Source organism: Micromonospora sp. NPDC048830 (assembly GCF_043198215.1).
Taxonomy (GTDB): domain Bacteria; phylum Actinomycetota; class Actinomycetes; order Mycobacteriales; family Micromonosporaceae; genus Micromonospora.
Genome location: NZ_JBICUP010000037.1, coordinates 24262 through 41182 on the forward strand (window position 1 = coordinate 24262; position 16921 = coordinate 41182).

11 protein-coding genes and 3 pseudogenes are annotated in these 16921 nt (G+C 72.9%); 6 read left to right on the forward strand and 8 right to left on the reverse strand.

All coding sequences use genetic code 11. The annotated features are described in order from the left end of the window. Positions 1-44: 44 nt before the first annotated feature. Both ACGFIZ_RS26010 and ACGFIZ_RS26015 read left to right on the forward strand, forming a co-directional pair. Positions 45-1958: a glycosyltransferase family 2 protein gene (locus tag ACGFIZ_RS26010; RefSeq protein WP_393423359.1), complete on the forward strand. Its 1914-nt coding sequence runs from the start codon at positions 45-47 to the stop codon at positions 1956-1958. Further along, positions 1946-3055: a glycoside hydrolase family 26 protein gene (locus tag ACGFIZ_RS26015; RefSeq protein ID WP_393423361.1), complete on the forward strand. Its 1110-nt coding sequence runs from the start codon at positions 1946-1948 to the stop codon at positions 3053-3055. The genes ACGFIZ_RS26010 and ACGFIZ_RS26015 overlap by 13 nt, the downstream gene beginning before the upstream one ends. A 656-nt stretch (positions 3056-3711) precedes the next feature. Here the strand turns inward: ACGFIZ_RS26015 and ACGFIZ_RS26020 are convergent. Together ACGFIZ_RS26020 and ACGFIZ_RS26025 are read right to left on the reverse strand one after the other, a co-directional pair. Further along, a pseudogene (locus ACGFIZ_RS26020) lies at positions 3712-4923 on the reverse strand (von Willebrand factor type A domain-containing protein); the annotation flags it as partial. A 21-nt stretch (positions 4924-4944) separates the two neighbouring features. After that, complete coding sequence (locus ACGFIZ_RS26025) at positions 4945-5901, reverse strand: NADP-dependent oxidoreductase (RefSeq protein WP_393423363.1); 957 nt, start codon at positions 5899-5901, stop codon at positions 4945-4947. Between the two features lie 306 nt (positions 5902-6207). Here ACGFIZ_RS26025 and ACGFIZ_RS26030 point away from each other — a divergent pair, with 306 nt between their 5' ends. Next, complete coding sequence (locus tag ACGFIZ_RS26030) at positions 6208-7038, forward strand: SAM-dependent methyltransferase (protein WP_393423365.1); 831 nt, start codon at positions 6208-6210, stop codon at positions 7036-7038. Between the two features lie 348 nt (positions 7039-7386). Here ACGFIZ_RS26030 and ACGFIZ_RS26035 read toward each other — a convergent pair whose 3' ends face one another. Further along, positions 7387-8415, reverse strand: coding sequence for a methyltransferase (locus ACGFIZ_RS26035; protein WP_393423367.1), 1029 nt, complete (start codon positions 8413-8415; stop codon positions 7387-7389). A 603-nt stretch (positions 8416-9018) separates the two neighbouring features. Here ACGFIZ_RS26035 and ACGFIZ_RS26040 point away from each other — a divergent pair. Then, positions 9019-9186: pseudogene (locus ACGFIZ_RS26040) on the forward strand (DUF6444 domain-containing protein); the annotation flags it as partial. A gap of 20 nt (positions 9187-9206) precedes the next feature. Next, positions 9207-9779: an NUDIX hydrolase gene (locus tag ACGFIZ_RS26045; RefSeq protein WP_393423369.1), complete on the forward strand. Its 573-nt coding sequence runs from the start codon at positions 9207-9209 to the stop codon at positions 9777-9779. Between the two features lie 3 nt (positions 9780-9782). Here the strand turns inward: ACGFIZ_RS26045 and ACGFIZ_RS26050 are convergent, their stop codons facing one another. The 3 genes from ACGFIZ_RS26050 to ACGFIZ_RS26060 all read right to left on the reverse strand — a co-directional run bounded on the left by ACGFIZ_RS26050 (position 9783) and on the right by ACGFIZ_RS26060 (position 12467). Continuing rightward, positions 9783-10070: a PRC-barrel domain-containing protein gene (locus ACGFIZ_RS26050; RefSeq protein ID WP_393423371.1), complete on the reverse strand. Its 288-nt coding sequence runs from the start codon at positions 10068-10070 to the stop codon at positions 9783-9785. Between the two features lie 500 nt (positions 10071-10570). After that, entirely contained in the window at positions 10571-11677 is a 1107-nt protein-coding gene (locus ACGFIZ_RS26055) for a hypothetical protein (RefSeq protein WP_393423373.1), read from the reverse strand. Between the two features lie 19 nt (positions 11678-11696). Continuing rightward, a complete protein-coding gene (locus ACGFIZ_RS26060; RefSeq protein ID WP_393423374.1) occupies positions 11697-12467 on the reverse strand; it encodes an FkbM family methyltransferase in 771 nt (256 codons plus the stop codon). Between the two features lie 204 nt (positions 12468-12671). Here ACGFIZ_RS26060 and ACGFIZ_RS26065 point away from each other — a divergent pair. Then, a pseudogene (locus tag ACGFIZ_RS26065) lies at positions 12672-13064 on the forward strand (sigma-70 family RNA polymerase sigma factor); the annotation flags it as partial. Between the two features lie 229 nt (positions 13065-13293). On the opposite strand, the gene ACGFIZ_RS26070 reads toward ACGFIZ_RS26065, so the two are convergent. Both ACGFIZ_RS26070 and ACGFIZ_RS26075 read right to left on the reverse strand, forming a co-directional pair. Beyond that, entirely contained in the window at positions 13294-14775 is a 1482-nt protein-coding gene (locus ACGFIZ_RS26070; protein ID WP_393423376.1) for a M28 family peptidase, read from the reverse strand. A 74-nt stretch (positions 14776-14849) separates the two neighbouring features. Beyond that, on the reverse strand, positions 14850-16049 hold the full coding sequence (locus tag ACGFIZ_RS26075; RefSeq protein WP_393423378.1) for a cytochrome P450: 1200 nt from the start codon (positions 16047-16049) through the stop codon (positions 14850-14852). Positions 16050-16921: the final 872 nt, after the last annotated feature.

Consider the following 16921-nt stretch of genomic DNA (forward strand, 5'->3'; position numbering starts at 1 on the left):
AAGCCAGTCATGGGGGGAACGTGGGCGTCGCCAGCGATACACGCTTGTCTCAAGCCGCGGGGGAGCGGACCGCCGGTGGCCGTCCGCCGGTCGACGCCCCGACCGGGGCCACGCCGGGGCGGCGCCCCGACCGCCGCCAGCGCAACATCAGCGCGCGCCTCGCGTACGCGGCGTGCGGGGCCACCGCCGGACCGCTGGTCGCGCCGGCGCGCGCGGAGGCGGCGGTCCGGTTCCGGCACGTCCTCTCGCCCGCGTCCCGGCTGGTCCTGACGCTGCTCGTCGGCGTCAACGGCGCCGCCGGCGTGCTGTTCGTCGGCTGGCTGCTGCTGCCCGCGCACGTACCCGGGCCGGGCGTGACCGGGTTCGGCGACTGGCAGACCATCGCGGCCCGGCTCGGCTTCTGCGTGGTCGTCGGCGTGGAGCTGATCCGCCTCGCGCAGAACGTGGTGGTGTGGGTGTTCGCGTTCCACGCCAAGGATCCGGTCCCGGTCGATCCGCCGGTCGGCCTGCGGGTCGCCCTGCTCACCACGATCGTGCCCAGCAAGGAGCCCATCGACGTCGCCGAGCGGACGCTGCGGCGGATGCGGCAGATCGTCTACTGCGGCCAGGTCGACGTCTGGATCCTCGACGAGGGCGACGACCCGGCGGTGAAGGAGATGGCCGCGCGCCTCGGGGTGCACCACTTCAGCCGCAAGGGCCAGCCGCGGTACAACCAGCCGAGCGGCGAGTTCCGCGCCAGGACGAAGTCGGGCAACCACAACGCCTGGCGGGCGGAGCACGAGCACCGGTACGACGTGGTCGCCAACGTCGACCCGGACCACGTGCCGCTGCCGGGCTTCCTGGAGCGGACCCTCGGCTACTTCCGCGACCCCGACGTCGCCTTCGTGGTCACCCCGCAGGTCTACGGCAACATGCACCAGAACTGGGTCGCCCACGGCGCCTCCGTCCAGCAGTACCTCTACAACGGCCTCATCGCGCGCGGCGGCAACGGGCTGGACGCCCCGCTGCTCACCGGCACCGGCCACCTCTACCGACCGGCGGCCTGGCGCGGCATCGGCGGCTACCAGGACTCGATCATCGAGGACCACCTGACGAGCATCCGGGTCCACGCCGCCGTCAACCCGGAGACGGGCCACCCGTGGAAGGGCGTCTACACCCCGGACGTGGTGGCCATCGGGGAGGGCCCGACGTCGTGGGCGGACTACTTCAACCAGCAGAAGCGGTGGGCCGCCGGCATCTGCGAGATCCTGGTACGCCCCGACCTGCGCGCACCGCGTCAACTGCCGTCCCGGCGCCGCTGGCAGTACCGCCTGCTCCAGTTCTACTACCCCAGCGTGGCGGTCAGCCTCCTGCTGGGCAACCTCGCCACGGCCCTGTACCTGCTCACCGGCGTGGGCACCGCCCAACTCGACGTCACCGTCTGGTCGGCGCTGTGGGGCTCGACCATCGGCGCCTGGTTCGTGTTGTGGCTCTGGCTGCGCCGCTTCAACATCGCCCCCCACGAACGGGAGGAGATCGGCCTGGTCGGCATGGCGCTGGCGCTGTTCACCGGCCCCGTGTACGTGGCCGCCGCCGTCGGGGCGCTGCTGCGCCGCAAGCTCGCGTTCGTGGTCACCGCCAAGGGAAAGCTGCGCACCACCGAGTCGCTCGGCACGTTCCGGCTGCACTACGCGTGGGCGGCCTTCGCCGCCGCCCTGCTCGGGGCGAGCTTCGTGCTGGACCACGACGTGGCCCTGCTGCGGGTGTGGCCGGTGCTGACCCTGCTGACCGGCCTGCTCCCGCCGCTGATCGCGATCGGGTCGGGCCTCGCGGCCCGCCGCGCACCGGACCCGGGCGGCGCGTACCGGCGCGGCCGGCATCGCCGCGACGCGGCCGCGCGTGCCGGGCGCGCCGCGAGCCGGCGCCGCCCGCCGAGGGCGCGGGTGACCGCCGGAAGGGGCGCACCGTGGCACGGCTGAGCGTCCCGCGGGTCATGATGGCGCTGGCCGGCGCGCTGCTGCTGACGTACGCCTTCGCCGTCGCCCCGCGGGCCGCGCCCCTGGGACGGGAACCGGCCGGATCGACCGCGTCGTCCCCACCGGCCCCGGCGCTGTTCCCGCCGGCCGGCAAGACGTTCGTCGGCATCATGACCCGCGAAGGGCCGTACGACTTCACGCCGGTGGAGGCGTTCACCGCGGCGGCGCAGCGCCAGCCGCAGGTGATGCTGTTCAGCGCGGGATGGGCCGCCACCCCGTTCGACCGTGCGCTGTTCGACCGGATCAGCGGCCGCGGCATGCTGCCGATGCTCGGCTGGGAGCCGTGGGACCAACGCGTGGACGAGGAGCACCGCAGGAAGGGCCTCAAGAACCGCGAGATCGACAAGATCCGGGCGAACCAGCCCGGGTACGGGCTGTCCCGGATCGCCGACGGGAGCCTCGACGGCCACCTGCGGTCCTGGGCCGAGGGGATCCGGTCGCTCGGCTACCCGGTGGCCATCCGGTTCGCCCACGAGATGAACGGCGACTGGTACCCGTGGTGCGAGTCGGTCAACGGCAACCGCCCCGGCGACTACGTCCGGGCCTGGCGCCACGTCCACGACCTGTTCGAGGAGGTCGGGGCGACCAACGTCACCTGGGTGTGGAGCCCGAACGTCAGATGGGACGATTCGGACCCGAAGCTGTCCACGTTCTACCCGGGGGACGCCTACGTCGACTGGGTCGGTCTCTCCGGCTACTACGGCACGGGGGCCTTCGCGGCCTACCTGTCCTTCGACGCGATCTTCAAGCGCAGCATCGACGAGATCCGCACCTTCAGCCGCAGGCCGCTGGTCGTCACCGAGACCGGCGCCTCCGACGCCGGTGGCCGCAAGGCCGAGTGGATCACCGAGACGTTCCGGGTGCTGCCGAGCCACCCGGACGTCATCGGCGTCATCTGGTTCGAGGTGAACAAGGAGCGGGACTGGCGCATCGTCAGCTCACCCGCCGTGGCCAGGGCCTTCGCCAAGGCGGTCGCCGTCGCCCAGTACGACTTCGGCTGGTCGCCGGACACGGTCCCGCGCACCGACCTGCCGAAGTAGACGGCGTCGGCCTCACGACGCCCCGCAGGGCCGCGGCGAGCGGCCACTCCAGCAGGGGACGCGGCAGCGTCGCCGACCGGTCCATGCGCCGCTGCGAACCGCGCCGGCGCACCACCTCGTCGAGCGGGTCCGACGGCGGGAAGTCCGCCAGCGGCGCCGCCTCCGGCCAGGGCGCCCCGACCCCTCCAGGCCGCCGTCGACCTGGCCCGCCGGCACCGGGTGGCCGAGCAGGACAACGGCCTGGAGCGCTTCCTCACCTGCACCCGACGGCAGAACTTCCTGATCCCACCCCGCCGCCACCGCGCCTTCCCCCTGCTGGAACTCGCCGACTGACCGGCTGGTCGCCGCCCCGGGGCGGGGGTCACCCGAGCTCGGCGGCGCGGTCGATCAGGGTCGCCAGGTCGCGCACCTCCCGGTCGCCGGTCGCGTCGGCGGCCCGCCGGGCGGTCCCGGCGAGATCGGTCAGGCGCACCTCGCCCCCGCAGCACCTCCGCGAACCAGGCGGCGCAGTAGCTCGTCCACAGCCGAGGGGACGCCTGGTCGAACCCGCCGGACAGGTCGTCCACCGTGACGGACCGGCTCGCCTCGGCGGCGGCCCGGTCGGCCGGATCGAGCCAGCGCACCTCGACCCGGGCCACCGGCGCCGAGCGGGCCGCCTCCTCGGTGAGCCGGACCGCGTACAGCGCGGTCCCGCTGTGCCCCGGGCCGATCTCGCCGCCGTCCACCCGGTCGTCGTCGGCGACCGCCCGGTTGTCGTAACCGATCAGCCGGTACGAGCGCACCGTGGCCGGGTCGAAGGTGACCTGCGCCTTCGCGTCCAACGCCCGCACGCGCAACGTCGCCGGCAACTGCCGGACGAACACCTCCCGGGCCTGGGCGCGCTCGCTGACGTACACGACCAGGCCGTCGCCGGAGTCGGCGAGCCGCTCCATCAGCGCGTCGCCGTACTCGCTGCCGACGCCGACGCCGAGCAGCGCGATCTGCTTGTCGGCCTCCTCGCGGACCTGGCGCAGGATCGGGTCGGCGTCGGTGCTGCCGACGTTCGCCAGGCCGTCCGACAGCAGGATGACCCGGTTGGTCGCCCTGGCCCGGAACCCGCCCCGGGCGACCCGGTAGCCGAGCGTCAACCCCGCCTCCAGGATGGTGCTGTCCTGGACGCGCAGGTCGTCGATGGCGTCGTGCAGCTCCTCGGCGTCCGCCACCCGGGTCATCTCCCGCACGGTCCGCGCCTTCGTGCTGAACGCGACGAGCGCCACCGAGTCGGTCGGCCGCAACTGGTCGACCAGCGTGTGCAGGGCGTCCTGGACGAGGTCGAGCCGGCCCGGCTCGCCCATCGAGCCGGAGACGTCCACCACGAAGGTGAGGGCGGCGTCGGGGCGGTTCGCCCGGTCCTCCGAGCGGGTCTGCAGGCCCACCCGCAGCAGCCGCACGTCGCCCGCCGGCTCCGCCCGGTGCGACCCGGGCAGCCGGGAACCGTCGGCGTGGACGGCGAACCCGTCGCCCTCCGGCTCGGGGTAGTGCGTGAACGAGTTGACGAGCTCCTCCGGCCGGACGGCCGTCCGCTCGGGCAGCCGGCCGTCCATGATCAGCCGCCGCGCGTTGCCGTACGACGCGGTGTCCACGTCGAGGGCGAAGGTGGACCGGGCGTCGTCCTCGGGGGCGGTCTCGCCGCCGACCCCCCACGGTGTGTCCTGCTGGGGAGCCCCGCGCTCCCGGTCGGCGCGGCCGGACGTACCGGGACCGCTGCACCCGGCGCCGGCGAGCGCGGCGGCGAGGACGAGCGCGGCGGCGGTCGGCCGTCGCAAACCCGTGGGCAAGCCGTTACCTGCGCGGAACCCCGACGAGACCGGCAGCCTCCACAGTGGCACTTGGGCGACGGCCGCTCACCCTCATCCGGCGGGGAGGATCACCATCCTGCCCTCGCCGTCGCTGGTGAGGGACCGGCTCAGCAGGCTCGGCGCGTCGTCCAGCCGTACCGTCCGGATCGACGGGGCCGCGACCTGGCCCGCCACGACGGCGTCCGCGAGCCGCGCGAGCAGGTCCGGTGTCATGTTGACCGCGAAGTTGATCGCGCTGATTCCGTAGTCGGCCAGGTCGTCGACGTCGGCGGCGAAACGGGTCGACAGGGCCGTACCGCCGACGCGGACGAGTGGCGCCAGCGCGGCGAACGCCTCGGCGTCGCTCGCCAGGTCGACGAGGACGGCGATGCCGTCCGGGCACGCCGCGCCCACGGCGTCCGGGATCGAGACCGCGGCGCGGTCGAAGTTCTCCGCCGCGCCGTACGCGCGCAACCGGTCCGCCGCGCCCGCCCGAGCGACGGTGAGCACCCTGGCGCCGGAGGCGGCGAGGAACTGCGTCAGGAAGGACCCGACCCCGCCGGCCGCGCCGACGATCAGCACGGTCTCGCCGGTCAGCGGCCCGAGGCCGTCGGCGATGTTCAGGGCGGCGCCGCCGGCCGTGGGCAGCGTCGCCGCGGTCTCCAGATCCAGCCCGGGTGGCACCCGCGCCAGGTTCGCCTCCTCCGGCGCCGCGACCTGCTCGGCGTACGTCCCGGTCGAGCCGAGGGGCGGCAGGAACAGTTGGCCGAACACGGCGTCGCCCGGCGCGAACCGGGTCACGTGCTCGCCGACGGCCTCGACGACCCCCGCCATGTCGATGCCCATGATCAGGGGAAATCTCGCGTCCGCGCCCCGGGCCGCCCATTCTCCGTTGGCGATCGCCAGGTCGATCGGGTTGACGCCCGCCGCACGGATCGCGACCAGCACCTCCCCGTGCCCGGCCCGGGGATCGGGAAGTTCCATGATCGTCGGACGCGCGCTGTAGTTCGCGACCGCCACCGCTCGCACCCGAGATCACCTCATCCGGACTGGGTATTTGGCCCGATAAGGGTATCCCAGCAGGAATACCCGCAAAGGCGAAAGAACGCGCAGAGCGGCCGGTGGCTGAGGCGAGCCCGCCGTCGGCCGTGACCAGGATCAGGTGTCCGCCTCTCCCACACCACCAACCCGGCGCTGCCCAATCCGGTGGCCCAGGCTCGCCACGAGATGTGGGCGTCGACGTAGGATGCGCAGACCCGCGTACCCCTCGGCCGGCCCCGCGGGGCATCGCCTAGGCTGCGCATCGAGGACCGGCCCGGGTGGAGGGAGACGACCATGTCGCGCAGTGGCGCCGAAGGCCGAAGCGAGGGTCTCCCGCCGTCCGGTGTGGACGTCTCCGCCCCGCACTCCGCCCGCGTCTACGACTGGTGGCTCGGCGGGAAGGACAACTTCGCGGCCGACCGGGCGATGGGCGCCGCCATGATCGAGGCGATCCCCACGCTTCCGGCCATGGCGAAGGAGAACCGACGCTTCGTCCACCGGGTCGCCCGCTACCTCGCCACCGAGGCGGGCATCCGTCAGTTCATCGACGTCGGCACCGGGATCCCCACCCGGCCCAACCTGCACGAGGTGGCCCAGGCACTGGCACCCGAGACGCGCGTGGTCTACGTCGACAACGACCCCATCGTCCTGGCGCACGCCCGGGCACTGATGATCAGCAGCGAGCAGGGGCGTAGCGAGTACATCCACGCCGACCTGCGCCAGCCGGAGCAGATCCTCGCCGACCCTCGCCTCACCGACACGCTCGACCTGGGCCGGCCCGTGGCGCTCACGCTCGTCGCGGTGCTCATGCTGCTCCGCGACGAGGACGACCCCAGGGGCAGGCTCGCCACCCTGATGAACGCCCTGCCCTCCGGCAGCTACCTGGCGATCACCCACCCGACCCAGGAGTTCAACCCGGCGGAGATGAACGCCGCGGTCGCCGCGGCGACCCGGGGCGGCATGACGCTGGTGCCGCGCACCCACGCCGAGGTGGAGCGGTTCTTCGACGGGTGGGAGCTGGTCGAGCCGGGTGTCGTACCCGTCAAGGCGTGGCGGCCGGACGACGGCGACCCGGCCGACCCGAAGTCCGCCTACTACTGGGCCGGCCTCGCCCGCAAGCCCTGACCGGGGCGGTGCACGTGAAGGCCCGCGCGCGGCACCGTCGGCTTGCCCGCGGCGGGCGCGGCCGGGCCCCTTCCCGACCCAGGGAAGGGGCCCTCGCATATCCTGATCAGCGACCCCGCGTGTCGTGGCGACCATGTCCGCGTCGATTTCCTCGTCGCTCACAACGTGCGGTTGGATCTTCCAGCTGACCATGCGGCACGCCACTCGATCACACTCGCACTCGCTGCCACGTCAGGCCACCTTCTGAGGCGCGGCGGCTCAGCCGGTGACGTCGAGGCGGAACAGGGCGGCGACGTTGCACCAGGCGACCCGTTGCCGCCCGCCACCCCGACTGTCGTCACGGTCCGGTCAGTCCTTGACGCCGATGACGACCCCGTTCGCGCCGGCTGCGACGAACGGCAGGGTACGGATGTCGGAGAACTTGGCATCCTGTAGCCAGTTCATGTACTCGGTTTCGGAGTAGTTCTTGCCGGCCGTGGTCTCGATGAGCATGTTCATACCCATCAGGGCGGCCTCGGCGGGGCCGGTGCGGTCGGCATTGAGCATCAGTTCGCTGATGATGACCACACCGCCGGGTGCCAGTGCCTCGTGGGCGCGTCGCAGCAGTTCCCGGTCGGTGTCCTCACCCCAGTCGTGCATGATCATGCTGTACAGGATCACGTCGTAGCCCGCAGGCAGCGCGGCGTCGCGCAGGAAGTCCCCGGCAACCGTGGTGATCCGTCCACTCAGTCCAGCATCGGCGATCTTCGAATCAGCGATCGGGCACACGTGGGGCAGGTCGTACACCGTCGCCGACAGGTGCGCGTAATGGCGGCACAGCTCGATCGGGAACGCTCCGGAGCCGCCCCCCACATCCAGTAGACGGGAGTGCCTGCCGAAGTCGTAGACCTCACCGAGAGCACGGGCGGTGAATGTCGAGATGCAGTGCATCGCGTCCCAGAACAACTGCAGCATCTGCGAGTCCTCGGCCACGAACGGAGAGTCTTGGACCTCCGGGTCCCAGGCGGTCGGCTTGTCCGTCCGAAGCGCATCGAGAACACGATCCCACGCCGGGTACTCGCGCTTGTCGTAGAACCGTACCAACCCACCGAAATAGTAGGGGCGTCCTTCGACCAGGAACTTCTCGGCGAGTGCGGTGTTTCCGTACCCGTCACCGCGTCTCTCCAGTAATCCCAGCGAGGCGCAAGCGGTGAGCAGCAGATCCGCCGGACGATGCGGTAGTCCGAACTCGGCAGCCGCCTCCGACACGCTCATCGTCCGACCGTCGGCGAGCCGGGTGAACAGACTCAACTCCACTGCGGCGGCGAAGGTCTTGAAGCTCGAGAAACCACTACTCAGCTGCAGCAGCGGCAGGGGAGTCAGATTCGATTCATCCATTACTGTCATTTTCAGTCCGGAGCACGGCACTTGCTGGTCCGCACCCCTCCTCCTTTCGAATACCGCATTTGCGGCTTTTTCGCACGCGGCGCGCCGATGACCTTTGGGCCGCCGCCGCGCCGTCCACGGATGTCGTACAGCGCCTCGGGGCCCAACTTGTTGAACCAGGCATCAGTCGGGCCAGGGGCAGTAGTTGGCGCACGAGCCGCGACCTCCCCCACGGAAGGACACATTTCGTCGGGCGGAACGACAGTGCATTCAATCGCGATGAGAGGAAGAATCCCGAGACAAAGGCGAGTTCTAATTTCGACAGTGACATTGGAAGGGGGACCACAAGCCAAGCGCCACCGAGGTGGCGACTAGCCGCCAACAGCACCGATAAGCAGACAGTAACGAGCGACTTGAGGGTCAGCGAAAGCTGCGCAGCAACGCATCTGGTCGCCGTCCATCATGGACAGTAAACTACTTGATCCTTTGTGTTGGGTGTCACCGTACACCGCCCTCGGAGTTGCCTACAAGACGTGACTGGTCAGCAGGTTCTTGGCCGCCTGGCTTGATCTTGGTGGTGGTCTGAGCATCCTGACCGTCGTGTCCGACTCGCCGGTGGTTGTGAGGCGGCTGGAGCGGCTTGCCCGGGTGGAGCAGGCTCTGGCCGAGCGGGACGCGCGGATTGAGGTGTTGACGCAGCGGGTCGCGGAGTTGGAGGCGAAGCTGCGCAGGGATTCGCGGACGTCGTCGAAGCCGCCGTCGTCGGATGGGCCGGTCAAGGCGCCCAGGCTAAGCTCGCCGGCATGCCCGCCGTCGCCCGACCGATCGTCGACCTCCTGTCCAACTTCCGCCCGCAGGACCCGACGGAGGCCGCCGACGTGGCCCGCGTACGCGAGCTGCTGGCGACCGCCGAGGACCCGTGGCTGCGGTCGACGCCCCTGCACCTCACCGCGTCCGCGCTGGTCGTGCATCCCGACAGCGGGAGGATCCTGCTGCGCTGGCACCAGCGGCAGCAGGCGTGGCTGCAGGTCGGCGGTCACGGCGACCCAGGGGAGACCGACCCGGTCGACATCGCGCTGCGCGAGGGCCGCGAGGAGACCGGCCTGACCGACCTGGTCCCGTGGCCGGACGCGGCGCTGCTGCACCTGGTGATCGTGCCGGTGAACGCCAGGGGCGACGAGCCCGCCCACGAGCACGCCGACCTGCGGTTCGTCCTGGCCACGGCCGAGCCCGCGGCGGCCCGCCCCGAGACGCCGGACGCGCCGCTGCGCTGGTTCACGCCGGCGGAGGCCCGCGCGGCGACCAGCGAGGACAACCTGCGGGAGAGCCTGACCCGCGTGCGGCGGCTGCTCGACGACGCCCGGCCCGTCGGGTAGGACTCAGAGCCGGGCGTCCCGCCACGGCACGCGGGTGAGGTGGCGGCGCAGGACGAGGTGGGCGAGGCGTTCGAGCAGCCACGGGCCCGCCGTCTCGTGGCGCTCGTAGCCGAGGAGCCGACCCCACCGTCCGGCGGTGACGATGAGGGCGGTGACGCGCTCACGGCCCTCGCCGTCGCGGGTGGTCTCGATGTCGGCGACCCGGCCGAGGACGCGACCGTCGGCGTCCCGGACGGGACGCCGCAGCAGGGCGCCGGCGCGCAGCGTCTCCCCGGACCGGTCAGCCCGCATCGGTCGCTCCGGGGATGCGGGCGACCAGGGCGTCGCGCAGCCAGGTCTCCAGGGGCGGGTCGGGCAGGATCTCGCGACGCACGGAGAGGGTGACCGCGCAGCGCGGTCGAGGCGCCGTCGGGGGCGAGCGCGCTCCCGAGCTTCTTCTGCGCGCCGGCCACGGCCCGTACGGCGTCGTCGTAGGCGGTGCTGGCGACGGGGTCGAAGAGGCGGACACGCAGCTGCTGGCGGCCGACCAGCGCGCCGGTGGCGGCGGCGCCGTGCGCCGAGGCGGCCACCTGCAGCGCGGTGCGCAGGTAGCCGGACGCGTCCTCCGGTCGCGTCGCCTGGTACGCCAGCCCCGCCCAGAGCCCCAGCACGGCCAGGGCCGCGACCGTCAAGCGGTACGTCCTCGTCACCTGGTCGTACCTACCCACGCCGTGCGGCCCGCCAACCCTGTCCGCGAGGCGTTTCCCGTGTCACGCGACCCCGTCCGGCCGGCGGCGTGACCGGCCGTCGGGTCAGGGCCGGTCGCCGCGCGGGTGCCCCGGCCGGCGGTCCGTCGGCCGGCGGGGCGCGACCGGCCCGCCGGGGAAGTCCCGGCCGCCGGTCCACAGCGCCGGCACCGCGTCCAGGCTGCGGGCCAACTCGTACGCGATGCTCTCGTAGTTGACCCGCCAGCCGCGGAAGTGCGGCCAGGACTCCTCGGCCGAGCGTTCCAGCACGAAGCCGGCCCGCTGCACGTGCGCCACCGCCTCCGCGTACTCCTCGAACGTGAGCTGGAGCGGGCCGTCCGGGCGGGGGTCGGGATCGAACGGGACGCGGACGAGCCGGGCGATGTCGCGCAGCGCGGTGAAGCCCGAGCGCAGCATCAGCCGCGCGGCCGGGACCGGCGCCGCCGACGGGGCCAGGGAGATGTGCATGGCGGCGGCGTCCATCACCGCGGTCAGGGCGATCACCCAGCTGCGGTACGGGCGCGGCGAGCGGAACGACAGCAGCACGGGGTAGTTGGTGTGGGTCTCGCCGATGTCGGCGGCCAGCCGTTCCCAGTCCTCGTACAGCCCGCGCAGCTCGTCCACCGTGCCGACGAGGGCCTGCCGGGCCAGCAGCTCCGGCCCCCACGCGGGCAGGGAGACGCGGGACTGCAACAGCGTGACCTCCAGCTCCCGCCGGTTGTACGCGCCGTACAACGTCGGCAGGTAGGCGATCTGCAGCGCGATGACCAGCGGCCCGCTCGCGGCGGCCGCGAAGTCCAGCGGGGTGAGCCGGCTGCGGGGGCCGGAGGCGAACCCGAGGGTGAACAGGCTGGACCCGGCCTCCCGGAACGCGTCGGGCCACGACAGCCCGGAGGCGGAGTGCATGAGCAGCCCGTACGCGGCCAGCAGCCCGGCCAGCCAGGACCACAGCATCGCGAGCAGCACGATCGGCGGCAGCCAGACGAGGAGCCGGTCGCGTGCGTCGTAGCTGCGGAAGGGCGCCGCCGCGCCGCGCAGCAGCCGGCGCGCCGACCGCCACAGCACCCGTACCAGCAACGAACCCAGGCCGCGCGGGACCACCAGGTTGCGCAGGACGCTGCCCACCGTGACGACCAGGACGGCCAGGCCGAGCACTCCGGAGACCCACCGCATCAGGCGACCCCCCGGCCGGTCAGGACACGCAGTACACGTCGCCGGAGTTGGCGGCGTGCGGCAGCGCGTCCAGGTGCGCCGCGATCGCCTCCGCCGACAGCCACCCGGGAAAGGTCAGGGCCATGTCGTCACCCAGCGCCATGTTGAAGCCGTGGAAGCCGAGCGCCGCGAGCCGGTCGAGGCAGCGTCGCGCCAGCGGGCGCTCGATCGTGGTGAACTCGAAGGACAGCGCGGCCAGGGCGCGGCTCAGCCCCGCCAGCACCGCGTCCTCGAAACCCTCGACGTCGATCTTGACGAAGGCCGGCTCGCCGTGCTCGGCGATGAGCCCGTCGAGGGTGACGGACCGTACGGTGAGCGTCGAGTCCCACACCTCGCCCTCCCACCCGTCCGCACCGTCCGCCGCCTGGACGAAATGGGAGGAGGCGCTGGACACCGTGGGGTTGGCGGAGTTGACGTGCAGCTCGACGCCGCCGCAACGGGCACCGCACGCCGCCTCCACGACCGTGACCCGGTCGTCGCCGCCGTACAGGGCGCGGAGGGCGCGTACGCACAGCGGCTGCGGCTCCACGGCCACGACGCGGGCGCCGAGGCGGCGGAAACTGCCGACCCGGTCGCCCACGTGCGCCCCGACGTCGAGGACGAGGTCACCGGCGTGGACGAACTGCGCGTACAGCTCGTCCATGGCGGTGTCACGCTCGGGGTGCCCGTAGTAGGAGTCGAGTGAACGGCGGAGCGCGGACAGCTCCGGATCGGTCCTGAGCGCCTGGATCGCTCTCGTGCGGGCGTCCACGCGAAGACCGTAGCCCCGACTGCGCCGGATTCTGCCCGATTCAGCCGAAAACGGTCCCCTGGGGAGAGCAGAAGTCCGCGTCGCCGTACCGCGTGTCGGTTCCGCCACCGGACCAGCCATGCCGACCGGCCCCGGTGATGAGTTGTCGCGCCCGCACCCGCGTCACACCTACGACGGGACACGACGAGGCGGAAGGATGACGTGATGAGTACGGACACGCGGCTGGAGGAGCTGGGCGGGAGCGGGCTGGGCGAGGTCGACGAGCCGGCGTTCTCGGGGCTGGCGGAGCGGCACCGGCGGGAGCTGCACGTGCACTGCTACCGGATGCTCGGGTCGTTCGAGGACGCCGAGGACACCGTGCAGGAGACGTTCCTGCGTGCCTGGCGGCGGCGGGAGACCATCGAGGGGCGGTCGACGTTCCGGGCCTGGCTGTACCGGATCGCCACCAACGCCTGCCTGGACCTGCTCGCCAAGTGCCGCCCGCAGCCTGCGACCGGCGGCGAGGTGCGGTGGCTGCAGCCCTACCCGGACCGGCTGCTCGACGAGCTGCCCGCGGCCGACGCGGACGAGCCGGAGACCGTCGCCGTCGCGCGGGAGGCCGGCGGCGACCACCTCGTCTTCCACGGCTGGATCAACAACTACAGCGCCCGGGGGATGTACGTGGCGGCGCGCGGCTGCGCCGGCGAGTACCCCGTCGTGCGGGGCAGCCGGGTGCGCTACGAGACCGAACGCGGAGTGCTCAACCACTGCGCCGTGCGCAACACCGCGACCGCCTCGCAGGGCCAGGTCGTGGCGTACATCGACTACGCCGACAGCTGGGTCGACGTCACCCCGCCCCCGCCGCCCGGACGTCCGTCACGTCCTCGGCCAGCCGCCCGAGCACCCAGGCCACGGCGGGGACGTTGGTGTCGAGGGCCTGCCGGTTGAGGCTGTCGAGCCGGTCGCAGGGCTGGTGGTAGCAGTGGTCGAACATTTGCCCCGCCTGGCCGCCGAACAGGCCCTGCTGGGCCGGCGTCTTGACCCCCAGGTTGCCGCCGTCGATCCCGCCGGTGGGGATGCCCACGGCCTCGAACGCCAGGTGGTCGGACCCGACGGAGTCCGGGCTGGTCCGCTCGTACGGCAGCCCCCGACGGTCGAAGTACCCGACGAAGAGGCCGGCGATCACGTGCCCGCCGCCGGTGCCCCGGTCCCAGACGAAGCGCCCGTAGTTGGGGGAGGCGATCAGCTCCCCGTTGAGCACGGCCGCGACGCGCCGCCGCTCGTCCGCGGACAGGGTGGACACGTAGTGCCCGGAGCCGACGTTGACCATCTCCTCCGCGCCCCACCACACGAACCGCACCTTGTTGGTCACCGCGTGCTGGCGTCCGGCCAGCGCCAGGGCCACCTGGAGCACGGTGGCGGCCATCGCGCCGTTGTCGTTGATGCCGGGCGCCTCCGTGACGCTGTCCAGGTGCGCGCCGAGCAGCACCACGTTGTCCGGGTCGCCGCCGGCGGTCTCGGCGATCAGGTTCACCGTGGTCCGCTCGACGTTGCTGGCCCGCAGCGTCAGGTGCGCGCGTACGCCGCTGGCGCGCGACGCCCGCGCCAGCTCCTCGCCGTCGCGCTGCGACACCGAGGCGACCGGGATCGTGAACGCCTGCGGGACGAAGGCGTGGAACCGGTAGCTGTTCTCCGGCGACGGGGTGACGTAGTACAGCAGCACGGCGCGCGCCCCGACGCCGGCGGCCACCTGCTGCTGCCGCGTGTAGCCGCAGGCCGCCCGCGCGACCACTACGACCGCCCCGGCGGCGCCGACGCCGTCGTAGTCGGCCGGGTCGCACCCGGTACGTCCGGCGATCGGCGCCACCACGGGCGCCTCGATGCCGTCGGCCGGCGTCGACGGGGTGAACCGGGTCATCAGCACCGGCACGTCCGTGACGGCGGCCCCGTCGACCCGCAGCCGCTCCGTGGTGACATCGAAGTCGGTGTAGGGGACGGGCTGCTCCACGACCCGGTACCCGGCCGCCCGCAGCAGCGTGCCGACGTACTCCGCCGAGCGGGTGAACCCGACGCGGTTGTAGGCCCGGTTGCCGCCGCTGGCGTCGGCGATGAGCTGCAGCGCCGCCGCGTGGGCGTAGACGTCGGCGCCCGTGACGGCCGCCGCCAGCCGGTCGGCCAGGGACGCGGCGACGCCGGGCCGCGCGGCCTCGGACCCGGCGGTGCCGGGCGCGGCCCGGGCGGCGCCACCCGGAGGCAGGGCGGCCCCGGCCAGCAGCAGCACGCCGACCAGGCCGGCCAGTCTCTTGTGGAACGCGGTCAAGCTACGCACGACACCTCCGGTCGTCGGTGGGATTCGGGGGTACGCGTCGACGGGGCGGCTGCCGTCGAGCCCGTCTGGTCCGGTCAGCCCGGCTGGTCAGCCCGGCGCACCGAGACGGGAAGCTCGGCCAGGCCCCGCAGGGTGGCCGTGGGCTCGTACGCGGCCGGGCCCGCCGGCGTGAGTCGCAGGCCGCCGGCGCGCAGCGCCGCCAGCACCTCGCGCAGCTGGAGGGACGCCAGCCCGGCGCCGAGGCAGGCGTGCGCGCCCCGCCCGAAGGCCAGGTGCAGGCCCCGACGCCGGTCGAGGCGCACGACGTCGGGCTCGGGGAAGACCGCCGGGTCCCGGTTGGCCGCGGCGAGAAAGAGCACCAGCACGTCGCCCCGCCGGATCGGCTGGCCGCCGACCGTGCTGTCGTCGACGCACACCCGTGCGTCGGCCTGCACCGGGCCGTCGAGCCGGAGCAGCTCGTCGAGCAGGGCCTCGGTGGCGTGCGGGGTCGCGGAAGCGGCCAGCAGCTCCGGGTGCCGGACGAGCCGGGCGAGGACGGCGCCCAGCAGCCGGCTGACCGACTCGTAGCCGGCGTGCAGCACCGCCCGCAGCGAGTTGGCCAGCACCGCCGCCGGTACGTCCTCCGTGCGCGCGGCCCGCCGGGCCGCCCCGAGGAAGCCCCGTTCGTCGGTGTCGGCCAGCCACCCGGCGACGAGCCGGCTCAGCTCCGCCCGCGCGTGGTTGCCGGGTTCGGCCCGGGCGGGATCGAGGCCCGCGTCCATGCTCCGCACGATCGCGTTGGACCACTGCTCGAAAAGCTCGCCGTCGGGCGGCGGCACGCCCAGGAAGGCGGTGATCGTGCGCAGCGCCACCGGGCGCGCGAAGCGGCGCACCAGGTCGACCGGCCCCACCTGCCCCGCCAGCTCGGCGAGGTGGTCCGCGGCGATCGCCGCCGCCTGCTGTCGTACGGCCTCCAGCGGCTGCCCGTGCAACGCCGAAACGAGCAGGTGCCGAATGGCGCCGTGCTCGGGCGGATCGAGTGACTGCACGCTCAACTGGGTGTCCGGGATATCGACACCGACGCGGCGGAAGTCGGAGCCGAAGTCGGTGGTGTCACCGAGCACCTGCCGGCACTCCGCATACCCCGTGACCACCCAGGAATCCAGCGCCTCGTGCCAGTGGACCTTATTCGTCTCCCGGAGTTTCCGATAGTGCGGGTACGGGTCGGCGATCACGGGCGGGGCCAGCGGATCGTAGCTCGCGTCGCGTACCGCCGCGGTGGTCTCGTCCGCCACAGGGCGCGTCCCTTCCGAGGTGGTGGGCTTGTTTGCGGGCAGGTGACACCGCGGCCGTCCGGACCCGCCCGGACGGCCGCGGCGACGCGACGTGTCAGTGGATGTAACGCATGAGCGTCTCCCTTCCACTCGGTGCCAGGATCATCGGTAAATGCTGACGACGACCGGCGGAAATCCCTGATGCGGGTCGGAAGAGGCCCGGAGTGCTGCGCTCCGGAAACGACGCAAGCCGTTGAAAAAATCTTCCGAGCGGCTTTTCCCCGCGCCATTCGTCAACCTGCCACAGCGGCTACCCGGGTGTCAACATTCGGCGTCGGACAATGGGCCGGCCTTCATATGGTGAACCTTGCCGGGCGGTGGACACATAGTCGATCGTCATTTGGCTGGCTGGCAGGCAGGCAGGCGGCCGAGGCGCCGGTGGGGCTGGCGCCGGTCGCTGCCGGTCGCTGCCGGCGGCGGCGCCGCGGCGGAGCGCGCCCGGTCGCCGCGTCGCCGTCGGGGCGCCCGCACGTCGGCGCGCCGTCGTGCCCGACGCGGCGCACCGTCGACCGCGGCGCCCGTTCCCGGCTGTGTGGCGCCCGTTTCGGCTGTGCGGCGGTGCCCGTTGTGTGGCGTCCGTGTGTGTGGCGTCCGTTTCGGCTGTGCGGCGGTGCCCGGCCCCGGCTGTGCCGCGGTGCCCGTTGTGTGGCGTCCGTGTGTGCGGCGTCCGTTTCGGCTGTGCGGCGGTGCCCGGCCCCGGCTGTGCCGCGGCGCCCGTTGTGTGTGGCGTCCGTTTCGGCGGTGCCCGTTCCGGTGTATCTCGGCGGCCCGTTCCCGGCTGTGCGGCGGCGGCCCGATGGTGTCCGTGCGCGAGTGCCGCACGTCGGCTGCCC